This window comes from Nocardia brasiliensis (assembly GCF_042691675.1).
In the GTDB taxonomy this organism is placed as follows: domain Bacteria; phylum Actinomycetota; class Actinomycetes; order Mycobacteriales; family Mycobacteriaceae; genus Nocardia; species Nocardia brasiliensis_D.
The window spans coordinates 3,484,386-3,496,154 of record NZ_CP170507.1 but is presented as its reverse complement, the minus strand read 5'-3'; the positions used below and the strand labels follow the sequence as shown (position 1 = coordinate 3,496,154).

General features: G+C 58.8%; 9 protein-coding genes. 6 read left to right on the top strand and 3 right to left on the bottom strand.

What is annotated here, in order from left to right:
* The first annotated feature begins 202 nt into the window (after positions 1-202).
* The 5 genes from ACFK0J_RS16440 to ACFK0J_RS16420 all read left to right on the top strand — a co-directional run bounded on the left by ACFK0J_RS16440 (position 203) and on the right by ACFK0J_RS16420 (position 4,596).
* Positions 203-1,018: a thioesterase II family protein gene (locus tag ACFK0J_RS16440; RefSeq protein ID WP_378741113.1), complete on the top strand. Its 816-nt coding sequence runs from the start codon at positions 203-205 to the stop codon at positions 1,016-1,018.
* 101 nt (positions 1,019-1,119) lie between these two features.
* A complete protein-coding gene (locus ACFK0J_RS16435) occupies positions 1,120-2,100 on the top strand; it encodes a 3-hydroxyacyl-CoA dehydrogenase family protein (RefSeq protein ID WP_378741111.1) in 981 nt (326 codons plus the stop codon).
* Complete coding sequence (locus ACFK0J_RS16430; protein WP_378741109.1) at positions 2,097-2,381, top strand: acyl carrier protein; 285 nt, start codon at positions 2,097-2,099, stop codon at positions 2,379-2,381. Before ACFK0J_RS16435 ends, ACFK0J_RS16430 begins: the two co-directional genes overlap by 4 nt.
* Entirely contained in the window at positions 2,371-3,483 is a 1,113-nt protein-coding gene (locus ACFK0J_RS16425; RefSeq protein ID WP_378741106.1) for an acyl-CoA dehydrogenase family protein, read from the top strand. Before ACFK0J_RS16430 ends, ACFK0J_RS16425 begins: the two co-directional genes overlap by 11 nt.
* A gap of 18 nt (positions 3,484-3,501) precedes the next feature.
* Complete coding sequence (locus tag ACFK0J_RS16420) at positions 3,502-4,596, top strand: HAD-IIIC family phosphatase (protein ID WP_378741104.1); 1,095 nt, start codon at positions 3,502-3,504, stop codon at positions 4,594-4,596.
* Here ACFK0J_RS16420 and ACFK0J_RS16415 read toward each other — a convergent pair.
* Entirely contained in the window at positions 4,577-5,263 is a 687-nt protein-coding gene (locus tag ACFK0J_RS16415; RefSeq protein ID WP_378741102.1) for an O-methyltransferase, read from the bottom strand. The genes ACFK0J_RS16420 and ACFK0J_RS16415 overlap by 20 nt on opposite strands.
* A 691-nt stretch (positions 5,264-5,954) precedes the next feature.
* A complete protein-coding gene (locus tag ACFK0J_RS16410; RefSeq protein WP_378741100.1) occupies positions 5,955-6,524 on the bottom strand; it encodes a hypothetical protein in 570 nt (189 codons plus the stop codon).
* Between the two features lie 899 nt (positions 6,525-7,423).
* On the opposite strand from ACFK0J_RS16410, the gene ACFK0J_RS16405 reads away from it, so the two are divergent.
* Positions 7,424-10,186 carry a DEAD/DEAH box helicase gene (locus tag ACFK0J_RS16405; protein WP_378741098.1) on the top strand — a complete coding sequence of 921 codons (2,763 nt, stop codon included), beginning with the start codon at positions 7,424-7,426 and terminating at the stop codon, positions 10,184-10,186.
* 253 nt (positions 10,187-10,439) lie between these two features.
* On the opposite strand, the gene ACFK0J_RS16400 is transcribed toward ACFK0J_RS16405, so the two are convergent.
* Positions 10,440-10,844 carry a hypothetical protein gene (locus ACFK0J_RS16400; RefSeq protein ID WP_378741095.1) on the bottom strand — a complete coding sequence of 135 codons (405 nt, stop codon included), beginning with the start codon at positions 10,842-10,844 and terminating at the stop codon, positions 10,440-10,442.
* Positions 10,845-11,769: the final 925 nt, after the last annotated feature.

Below are 11,769 nucleotides of genomic sequence, written 5' to 3'. Positions count from 1 at the left end.
CATCGAAGTCGCAGGCAGGATGCTGCTCCAGGCCAACCATCGCAGCACCACACTAAACATCAACGCTGCGAACGATACTCACATCGGCCCACCAACAACCAACACCTTGCTCAGTTGCTCAAGCTCATGCATGATCTTGATGGGGGGACGGCTTGCACAGTCCTCCTGACTCGGTTCTGCATATCGAACGAGAGGGCTTCACATGGCAGAAGAACCCGACAGCGCGAGCCTGTGGATCCGAAGGTTTCATCCCTCACTCGACGCGGAATCGCGGCTCGTGTGCCTCCCCCATGCGGGAGGCTCGGCAAGCTTCTTCTTGCCGGTTTCACAAGCCTTGGCCCCGCACTGCGAAGTACTGGCAGTGCAGTATCCCGGACGACAAGACCGCCGAACAGAAAAGTGCATCGAGAACGTTCCGGAACTCGCCGACGCGGTCACTGAACAGCTACTCACCTGGACCGATCGACCATTGGCGTTGTTCGGACATAGTCTCGGCGCCATACTGGCGTTCGAGGTCGCCGGCCGACTTGAGGACAAGGGCGTCGCGCTCACCGCATTGTTTGCCTCCGGTCGCCGTGCCCCGTCTCGACACCGCCACGAGACTGTGCATACGCTCAACGACGATGGTCTCATCGCTGAGCTCAAGGCCCTCAACGGTACGAATCACAAGCTGCTGGCCGACGATGAGATCCTCCGGATGGCCTTGCCTGCCATCCGGAGCGACTATACCGCCGTAGAGACTTACCGGTATATCGAAGGAACCGCCCCGCTTCGAACACCAATACAAGCACATATCGGTCTCGACGATCCGAAAGTAACCTCCGACGAGGCCAGGGACTGGGCTCGGCACACCCATGGAGGGTTCTCATTACGCACTTACCCTGGTGGTCATTTCTATCTCGCCAGTCAGGCGGAGCCATTGATCGAAGCCATCAGAGAGGTCGTCTTCAACAAGGACCACCGAATCACGGAAGTGCCGAATGCAATTGCCGTTCCTCGCCCGCTGGTCCGAGAATGACCTCCGATCCCTGCAGCGGTAGAAGCGTCGGGGCCATCCCTTTGGGGCCGCCGCGTACAGCGCGTAATTCCACCGTGCGGCAACAGGTTTGAGCCTCTACGATGGCAATCGAGCGGTCGGGGAAGGGCATCGGGTCAGCTGTACACCACATGTTCGTCATATGGTCCGTACCACTACGGGCAGGGAAGACTCACTCATACCGTTGGGGAGACGCGATGAAAGCTGGGCCAGGAGAACACCATCTGACAGTCCTAGGTGCGGGCGTCATGGGGTCGAGCATTACGGCAATGGCCGTTGGGCACGGTGTCTCGGTGCTTCTTATCGATGTAGACGAGACAGTTCTGAACCGCGCACGGAACCAGATAGATCAGCAACTACGGCACGCTCAACTGCTCTCGGCGCTACCTTCAGACCGATCACCAGGGGAGCTGCGAACCAGCACATCGGTCGATTCCGCGGCTGGGACAACGGCTATCATCGAAGCCGTCACCGAAAATTTCGACCTGAAGCACAAGGTCTTGGCCGAAGTATCGGCGGCCGTCTTACCGGGTACACCTCTGATTTCCAACACATCCGGTATCCCTATCGATGAACTCGCCGCAAGCCTGCCCCGTCCCGAGGACCTGTTGGGTGCACACTTCATGAATCCGGCCTACCTCATCAGGATGGTGGAGGTGGTCCGCGGTCTGCGCACCGCGACCGCCACCATGGCGGCGGTCGAAGAGCTGCTCACTGTGATGGACAGACAAGCCGTGGTCGTCCACGATGCACCTGGTTTCGTTACAAGCCGGCTACTGCACCCAATGATCAATGACGCAGCACGCATCGTCAGCCAGGGAATCGCCACCGCAGAGGCCGTGGACACGCTGATGCAGGGCTGTCTCGGTCACCCAACCGGTCCTCTACGAACTGCTGATCTGATCGGGCTGGACAACTTGGTTGATTCACTCGCCGCACTGCACGAACGGACAGGCGAGGAACGTTACCGACCGTGTGAGCTCTTACTGGAAAAAGTTGAAAAGGGGCTACTCGGCCGCAAGACAGGCCAGGGCTTCTACGAGTACGGAAAGGTGCTGTCATGAAATCCGAACCTTTGGTTGCGGCCAGCCCGGCGAGCCGCGAGGAGATCGAGCAGACGCTGCTGTCTTTTCTGGAGACCAGGCTGAAAACTTCGGTGGCACCTGACCAAGACCTGTTCGCCCGCGGTCTTGTCGCGTCGATGTTTGCCATGGAACTGGTTGTCCAACTCGAGCAGTGCTTCGACGTGGCGATTGTCGGAGCGGACCTGAAGCTGGACAACTTTCGCTCAGTCGACACCATGACCGAACTTGTCCTGCGACTCCAGCAAGCCAATGACGCCTGAGCGTCTCGTCGACGAGTGTGCGATAGTCGACGCGCTTGTCGACGGTCAGGCTGAGTCGTGGGACCTTGAGGGGCTGATCCCGGAGCAAGTGCTGCGGGACCTCGGCGCCCGTGGCTTACTATGTCCGCAGGTACCACGGGCACATGGCGGCGCCGACCTCAGCAGCCAGCTCGCCGGCGAGTTCACCGCCTATGTCGGCAGCCTCTGCAGTTCTCTACGCAGCGTAATGACTTCGCAAGGTATGGCAGCATGGACTATCCAGCGGCTGGGCGATGCCGAGCAGCGAAGAGATTATCTCACGCAACTGGCCAGCGGACGCCTCGCAGCGGTCGGGTTCAGCGAAACTGATGCCGGTAGCGACTTGTCCGCGATAAACACCCGAGTCCACAAAGACGGCGATTCGATCTTACTCACTGGACAGAAAGTGTGGATGACCGCTGCACAATATGCCGATCTTCTCGTAATCGTTTGCCGATACGGCGACGATGCTGCCGCAGTCGTAGTGCCTGCCTCCGCCCCTGGCGTACGAATCGAACGAGTAGCGGATCCACTGGGGTGCCGCGCAGCAGGCCATGCCAACGTGCAATTCGACTCAGTCCGGCTGCCGATGAGCAGCTTGCTGGGCGGCACAAGCCAGTCGCTGTCACTGCTCGTCACAACCGCGCTGACATATGGTCGAATATCGGTGGCCTGGGGTTGTGTCGGGATTCTTCGGGCATGTCTCACCGCGGCGAGCGCACATTCCCTGTCCCGTCAACAGTTTGGCAAGCCGCTCGTGGAGCACCAGCTCGTCGGACGACACCTCGCTGAGTTGTTGGCCTCTGAGCAGATAGCTACCCGAATCTGCGAACACGCCAGCCGCTGTTGGGATGCGAACTCTCCCGACGTGGTTGTCGCCACGGTGCTCGCCAAACACGTCAGCGCTACCCACGCCGTTCAAGGTGCCGCCTCCGCGGTGCAGGTACTGGCGTCGACCGGGACACAGGATGGTCATATCGTCGCACGCGCGTATCGAGATGCGAAACTCATGGAAATCATTGAAGGAAGCACCGAGATCTGCCAACTTATCTTGGCACAGCATGCAATTGCAGCATCGCGGTGAATATACGGGGAGTTTGAGATGACCGCTAATGAACCGGCCGTAGTGAAATGCCTCATCTGGGACCTTGACAACACATTGTGGACAGGCACCCTTCTCGAGGACGGGAATGTCCGAGTGGCCGACGCCGTCAGAGAAGTGATCGCCGCGCTTGATGCACGCGGAATTCTTCAGTCGGTGGCCAGCAAGAACGATCATGACATGGCTTGGGCCCGCCTCGAAGAGCTCGGACTCGCCGAGTATTTTGTGCTACCACACATCAGCTGGAGCCCGAAGTCGGAATCCGTACGCGAGATTGCCGAGCGGTTAAATTTTGCGCACACAACCATCGCCTTCATTGACGACCAACCAGCTGAGCGCGCTGAGGTAGCGTTCCATCTACCGGATGTGCGGTGCTATCCGCACGGTCACGTATCGAAGCTATTGAGTCTCCCTGAATTCAGTCCGCGGACTGCGACCGTTGACTCACGGCGGCGCCGCGAAATGTATCAAGCCAGCTTCAAGCGGGACGAGGAACGAGAGTCGTTTAAGGGCCCCGATGAAGAGTTCCTTCGCTCGCTAAACCTAGAGCTGCGTATCGACCGAGCCAATACGACAGAACTGTCCCGCGTCGAGGAACTCACCCTGCGAACAAGCCAGATGAATGCCACTGGCGTGCATTACTCCGACGCCGTGCTCCGCGAACTTTGCGCCGATGCGACACACGAGGTGCTGGTAGCAACCTTGACCGACCGTTTCGGACCACACGGTGCAATCGGAGTGCTACTCCTGGAGAAGCAGGTTGAATGCTGGCATCTCAAGCTGCTCGCAACCTCATGCCGTGTAGTCTCATTCGGCGTGGGTGCCGCCATTCTGAACTGGCTGACAGATCAGGCGGCCCGCGCTGGTATACATCTCGTTGCCGATTTCCGTGCTACAGAACGTAACCGGATGATGGAGATCGCCTACCGCTTCGCCGGTTTCGTTGATGCAAACTGCGCCTGCTTGCATACGTTGACCGCCAGTAGCGATATCCAACGCCTGCACCTAGTGCCTGACACTCGCGACTTGCCGAGCACTATGCGGCTTATTGCAGCGAATCTCGTGTCCGCAGACCTTAGAGCTCCTTCTTCCTGACCAACGTTATACCATCGGCCATCGTTAACATCGACAAGTCGACCCGGTCATCATCGCGGAGGAACGCGTTCAGTTCTCGGATCGCGACAGTGTCCGGGTCCTGTTGATCAGAATCGATTACTCTGCCGAAGAAGAGAGTGTTATCCAGCACTATCAGACCACCCGGACGGAGAAGCGTAAGGGTGCGTTCATAGTACTCTCGATAGTTCGCCTTGTCTGCGTCGATGAATGCAAGATCCATGACACCTTCGCCCATTTCGCTTATCAGGAGAGCCAGCGTCGATCGCGCGTCACCAATCCGGACGTCGATCCGCTCGGCCACACCGGCCTTTTCCCAGTACGGCGCTCCAATCATCGGCCATTTCTCAGAAATGTCACACGTTACCAAACGGCCGTCCGGCCCAAGCGCGCGAGCCATACACAGCGTGCTGTAGCCCGTGAAAGTGCCGACCTCTAGCACGCAACGAGCCTTCGTCAACGCGACCAAAAATGCGAGCAGTTGCCCCTCTTCCGCCATCAATTGCATAACGGTACCCATCGGATATGCCTTCGTTTCCTCGCGAAGCTCACGCAAAATCACATCTTCGCGCAACGAGATATCGCGAAAATATGCCAGCAGCTCCGGGGAAAGTTCAGTTTGATCGGCCATTTTCTTCCTAAAGTTCATAACGATCATGATTTCAGAGACGCACTTATAGTTCACTTCTTGCCGACGCATAAGTCAACGGCGATTTGATCATCGAATGACAATCAGCGAAGACAGAATTAGGAGGTCCCACTCTTACCACTCAAGGCATCGAGACTTCCACAACTAGCTTTGGTCGTCGAGCCACCCGGTTGCCCCCATCCCACTCCAAGCCCACGCTCTGCGGACACACCACTTACCATTGGCGATCATACAGTGTGAAATACCTTTCGGATAGCCAACTTTGAGCACCAAGGTTAAACAAGGACCGTTCCCGGATGCCGCCAGATTGGGTTGCAGGGAGTCGATATAGCCGAAATCGCACTACTCAGCATCGCAAGTTGTCCGTGACGCACTGCACTGAAGGAGTTCTCAACCCAGGGCCATCAAGGTCCCCGTCAATCGAGCCGTTGATCCGATCGACCACTGCGCATCGAACTGTTCGTCTGTGCAGCCACACAGGGGATGACGGCAACACTCTGGGTGACGCACCAAGACATCCGGAAAGCATCTCACGTTCTGCCGCACCACCGCGCCATGGTCTCCTGACACTTGCAATCGGGCTACCACTCGAATGATCAAGGGGCCAACAACTTAGCCGCACAGTCAGGTACGACGCCATCACAGTGGAGCGGAGGGAATCGAACTCACCTCAGCATCAGTGCCAGCCTTTTCACTTGGGCCGCAGCGGGCGCGAGGTCTTGGATCGCCAAGGGCTCGCCAATTTTCCTTGCTGTTGAAGAGACTTGATCCAGTCCTGAGCAACATGATGTGGCACGTCGTAGTGTTTGGCAACCTTAGCGATGCTACCCAACCGCCAATAGGTTACGCCGAAATCCGCTGGCACTCCTGAGCGTTGTTCTCGCTGAAGCTGCCCCCGCTCGTGCGCTCGCCCCGTCGGCTGCTTCGACAAGTCGGCAACGGGTACTACCACCCTCTCGTCTATCTCTGGCGGCACCAGCAGATCGCCATCTGTATCTACGGGTTCAGTGTTATTTTCGCCCATACTTGCCGGCGCGGGTGTCAATTTGGGTTGGACGGACGGACCCGAAAGCATGTTCGCAGTACGAACGAGAAGCGGAAAATCAATGTTGGCCAAACCTTCAGGAACGAAGGTGTCGCCGTTGGCTTCCGCGCGTACCTCGGTCAGCCGCACGCCCGTAGCATCAATCTCGACTGTTGCAGTGACCGCTACAACGCCAGTTCGGGTGTTAGAGATCGCGATCGTGTAGCTGTCTGTCATTACCTACCGAGTCCGTTCAGTGTGACGGCCTAGTTGTTGTGAGTGGAGCCGGTGTTAGTAGGCGGGTCAAGCTTGCGCAAGCGCCCCATCCATCCCTGAGCCGTATGCCTAGGAACTCCGTAATGCTTAGCGACAGCAGTGACCGTGCCGAGCTGCTCGTAAATTGAACGAAGCTCGCTGATCTCAGGCATTCTGCGGTAAGCTCTTCCGCCCGTCGCGTCCGCGGCGACCGGATTCGACGCAGGCTTGACGACCCCAGGAGCTGAAGCTCCTTCGAGGACCATCTGTTCCAAACGCTGCGTAGGCTCCGGAGCAGGAACCAGTACAGACGCGGCACGGACACCCGATGGCGGAAACTGGTGAGCCAAGGCGGTCACGACCGCCTCGATACCAATGCCGAGTACCTTCTGGGATGTCAGTCCGTCCGGAGCCGTTGTGTTGATCGCAATGCCGGTGACACGCGCGTTCGACTCAGTGACATCTACCCGAATAGTGAGCTGAGGAGAATCGCCACGATCTCCCTCGTTTACAGGGTCGGGAATGATAACAACAGTGTAGCTACCCATAGGCGGCATGGTCCTTGCGACGGCTTCCAAGTGTCGGGTCTGACGCTTTCAGACGATAGCATGCGCCACCATGAGCTCAGCCGCCCGATCACGGGTGCTTGCGCAAGATCAGACTAGCTACGCGCCGAGAACCGCTGTGAACGTTCCTCTAACCTGACCTCACGCAGCCCGAAAGCCGTGTCTGGGCAAGGGGATCAGGTTCACGCCGATCGACCGAGACACTCTGTGTCGGACCGATCGGCTAGGGTAGCCGCGTCGCACTCGTTCGTCGCACTCGGCATTGGGTTGCATCTCCGCCGAGTGGCGCTGTCTATGGAGGTTATGATCGCGCCGATGCCGATCGAGGATGATGTGCCAGTCACCACTGATCCTGCGCCGCCGATCATGTGGATGAAGGTCTCCGACCCGGACACTGCTCTACCAACCTTCCCGCCCGGAACCGATGTTCGCGTGTTGATCCCGACCGATTCACGGTTCGAGCGTCTGCGGCAATCCCTTCTTGCACAACGAATCCCATTTCGCGAAGTGCGGTATCTCCTTGAGCAAGAACTAATCAGCGATACGAATCCGCGAGCATGTCTGACCGCCACCGTCGGTATTTCGGGATGGGCCTCAAGAGCTTCGCGCCTCTTGTCAGGCGCAGCGGCGGAAGCGGCACGCGACGGGTTCGACCTGATGTGGCACGATCACGCCGGCACCGAGGCAGCCTCGATCCAACCCGTTGCTGCCGACACGGTAATTCCCGCAGAGTGGGTACGGTTCCTGCCCCATCCAGTCATGAATCCTGCTCAGGCCGAGGCAATTCCGCACATTGTTGCCAGCGATGATCACGTAATTGTTGTCGCCCCGACCGGCGCCGGGAAGACTGTCATCGGAATGGTCGGCGTCCTCCGCACAGTTCTCGAGCAGGGCAGGAAAGCGGCGTGGCTAGTGCCCCAACGCTCCCTAACCGAGGAGCTGAACCGCGAACTCGACAGCTGGCGCAGTCGAGGATTACGCGTCGAGCGATTGTCCGGTGAGCATCGTGTCGACGCTGAGCGGATCCGCGCTGCGGATCTGTGGGTTACAACAACCGAGAAGTTCGAAGCTCTCAGCCGAACCTCATCCTTGCGGGAGGCGCTCGCAGAGGTTGGCTGTTTGGTCGTCGATGAGATTCACCTGCTGGGCGACACCTCTCGAGGGTCATTCCTCGAAGCGATTCTGACACGCGTGCGAGACGACGGTTCCCGAATCCGCATCGTAGGCTTGTCAGCAACGGTCGCAAATGTCGATCAGTTAGCATCATGGCTTCAGGCACGAACCGTCCGCGTCGGTTGGCGGCCCACCCAACTCACATGGCAGCTACCGATGGTGGCAAACCACAGCGACTGGAGTCTAACCGAAGCCGCGAAGATCCGATTGACGGCTTCAATCGTCGATGCTGTCTCGGATGGTGAAGGCAGTGTCCTCGTTTTCTGTGGCAGCAAACGCAGCGTTAGGCGGACAGCCTTGATCATCGCCGCAAGCCGAGGGGCCAACGTACGGAAGGTGGACCCAGACGACACTGACAGCGTGTACTCCGTCTGCCAGGCCGCCCGCGTAGGACTCCACTACAAGGGTTGGGAACACAAGCTGGAAGCCGAAAAGGACTTCCGCGCACGCGAATTGGATGTCCTTGTCGCCACCTCCACCGTCGCCGCGGGTGTGAACATGCCCGCCCGCGCTGTCGTGGTACAGGACACCGAGGTCGGCCTCAACAAACCGATCGACGTCGCAACCGTTCAACAGATGTTCGGACGCGCAGGGCGCGTAGGGACTGGCGAGCACCACGGCTGGGCTTTTCTACTCGTAAATGAAACCGAGCGCACCAACTGGCAACGTAAGCTGCTGGCAGGATTTCGAGTCAACTCCCAGATCCATTCAAGTTTGGCCGAACACATTCTGGCAGAAGCGATCCAAGGTCGGATACGCTCGCTTCCTGACGCGGAGCGGTGGTGGAGACAAACTCTCTCCTATCACCAGGGAAATCGCGACATGGCACCGCTACGACAAGCCGTCAAATTTCTCCTCGTCAGTGATTTTCTCCAGAGTCTCCAGACTTACGGCGACACCGAAGGTTTCATCCCAACCGAACTCGGCTCGGTAACAGGTCGATTGATGGTTTCGCCCACGGTCTGCCACAAGCTTCGGGAGAAGCTCTCGTCGATCGACCTTCCAGAATCGGCCGATGAGGCCGAGGACAGAATAATTGACACCCTGGCGACATATGTCCCGCAGCTCGCGCACGCCGCCGTCAGCGAGGCACTAAAATCTCGAGTACTTCATTTGAAGTGGGCACGCGGAATCGTTGACCGAAATCCGGACGATTTAGATTACCACCAGCAACTTGAAGTCAACACGCCCGCCTATACGGATGGCGACTTGGCACGCGCGGCGATGCTCGCAGTCGTCAACTCCCCCACAGCCTTTCATCGCAATGCCCGCATCATCGGCGGAATTCCCTACTCCACACTGTCGCCAATACTTGAGGAGGCTCCTCGATATCTTCATTGGCTGGGTTGCCAGGGATTTCTTTCGTCAGTGCATCCTTGGGTCGCGATTGTGGCTGCGGACCTGGGCCGGCGTATCCGCTGGCGTCGGTGCCAGCCCTCCCGAGGCTCGGGGCGTCTGCTATGGATGTGCGAGCAGATGGCAACGGCCGCCTCCGCCGAAGATATTGTTCCGGAGCTTTGGACGGCGGCCACCAGCCGTGGCATCGCCAGCCCGGACTGGGCAGAGACCGGGCGGCCTCGCGGATGCCAGCTCGATCAGTCCGATTACGCACTGCTACTCAAAGATCGAACTACTGGGTCCACTCTCACTGAGATTTATGACCACGTCACAGCCAGTGGTACAACACCCGCGGTCCTCGTCGTCTGGTCCGGATCGGACTACGTCGCGGTTTCCGCACCGCAAGGGAGCGCCGAAATGCCAAGAGGAATGCCGCCTCAATCACATGCACATGCAGGCGCAGCTCTGTTCACTCGCCGTGGTGACTATCGTGCAACCGGTTGGCTTAGCAGCTATCACGAGATGCAACCGATGCGTTCTTCTGATCGGGTTTCGCAAAGGACGTGAACCCTACCTCAGCCTGGACCCATTACGGCCCGGGCGCGCTCCCGTGGCGGGCTGTCAGTCGATGCGGGTTCGCCTGTTCAGCAATCCGGTCTGTCGTGCCGAGTACCCCAACGACTGAGTGATCGGCGCGGCTTTGGCAGCTAGTCTCTGGTTGGCCAGGGCCGACTACAGTGCTCAGCCGAGTTTGCCTTTGACCCATTCGGCAGTCGGCTTGCCTGCGGGATTGACACGAAAGTCCCACCGGCAATGGAGATTACGGAAGCAGATGCAGATGGTGGGTCCAGTCAGGGCCGAAGCCGGGTTGATGCCGACAGACGCTGAGGGCGAGGTATAGAGCCGTCCTGAGGGCCTTCTCACGTGCTTCGGCCTCGACCCACTGCGGAGCGCTGTGGTTGTCGCCGAAGATGACACAGACGTCTTCGAAGTCGTTGCGGGCCTGTTGATATAGCGCGAGTAGGACGTATTTCGCCTGCGATTCGGTGAACTCGCGCACGCCGATCTCGGACGATTCGCTGAGAGTCTGTGCCGCCGATTCGCGGTCAGCGTCGAGCCGGGATTCGAGAAATACTTCGGCCTCGACCGGGAACAGCGGGCCTGCCTTGATTTGCAGATACATTACGACCGCTTTCGTAGATGTACTGCCGTCGAGGTGGAACATGACGATACGTTTGCCGACGCGGACGCCCCGCCCTCCGGACTATGGCTTCGGGGCTGAGCTCCGCGTCCATGCCACCTCAGCTCGCCGTGATCTCACTGCCGCCTGATTCTGTCGCACTATCGCCAGGCGTCGCGCCGCCGGAGCAGGCCGCGAGATCCTGGCAGATACGGAAGCCTCGGATCACGAGGTACCGGATTCGGGGAGACTGGCGTAATGCCGATGAGTGCCTGGGGTCGACTCTTCCCTTGGTTCGAGTTCGCTTGGCTTCCAACAGCATCCACTCATCACTGCACGATAAGCGCAGGGGGTGCTTGCGTCTTCGCTCGATTGCTTACCCCGGAGGCAAGCCGGAAGCGAGTTTCCGCGGCGAGAAGAACGCTGTCGTAATCGAATTCCGGTTGATAGTGACACCATCCCGCGAAAGGGTGTGCGCTGCTCCGCGAGCCGTTCGTGCACGAACCCCTGGGCAGATCCACCAGCGCCATCGCCTGGCCGGATGGGATGGGCATCTGCTGGAAGACCAAAGTGCATGGGTCGATGCAGACTGCGGGTTGGTCGCTAGCCGCCTCGAAGACGATCGCTCTGACGGTGCGGTCGGCACCGATGCCGTTGGCTCGGGCGGCAAAATACAACTGATGGTCGGTGTGCCGTCGTCATAGGTCGTAGTTGTGGCACCGGTCCACTGATCGCTCGGGCCGCCGAGGTTGAACATCGACAAGTACTTCGCGCGATCATCCCACTGGACGAAACTTCAACACGCCTGCACCGCTCGCGCCCAGGTCAACGCTGATTTCCGATCCGCACTCGACCACCTTGCAAAACCGCTGTTCACGACCGGTCCCATCCTTAAAGTTGCCCCGCCGAGGAAACGAACCTCTGAAAGCGAACGCTTACTCAATAAGATCGCTACTCGGCAGACAGGGTG

Excerpts from the sequence above, each read along its gene's own strand:
- ACFK0J_RS16415 (WP_378741102.1), bottom strand. The coding sequence starts at position 5,263 with ATGAACTTTAGGAAGAAAATGGCCGATCAAACTGAACTTTCCCCGGAG.
- ACFK0J_RS16430 (WP_378741109.1), top strand. The coding sequence starts at position 2,097 with ATGAAATCCGAACCTTTGGTTGCGGCCAGCCCGGCGAGCCGCGAGGAG.
- ACFK0J_RS16400 (WP_378741095.1), bottom strand. The coding sequence starts at position 10,844 with ATGTTCCACCTCGACGGCAGTACATCTACGAAAGCGGTCGTAATGTAT.
- ACFK0J_RS16410 (WP_378741100.1), bottom strand. The coding sequence starts at position 6,524 with ATGACAGACAGCTACACGATCGCGATCTCTAACACCCGAACTGGCGTT.
- ACFK0J_RS16435 (WP_378741111.1), top strand. The coding sequence starts at position 1,120 with ATGGCAATCGAGCGGTCGGGGAAGGGCATCGGGTCAGCTGTACACCAC.
- ACFK0J_RS16440 (WP_378741113.1), top strand. The coding sequence starts at position 203 with ATGGCAGAAGAACCCGACAGCGCGAGCCTGTGGATCCGAAGGTTTCAT.
- ACFK0J_RS16425 (WP_378741106.1), top strand. The coding sequence starts at position 2,371 with ATGACGCCTGAGCGTCTCGTCGACGAGTGTGCGATAGTCGACGCGCTT.
- ACFK0J_RS16405 (WP_378741098.1), top strand. The coding sequence starts at position 7,424 with ATGCCGATCGAGGATGATGTGCCAGTCACCACTGATCCTGCGCCGCCG.
- ACFK0J_RS16420 (WP_378741104.1), top strand. The coding sequence starts at position 3,502 with ATGACCGCTAATGAACCGGCCGTAGTGAAATGCCTCATCTGGGACCTT.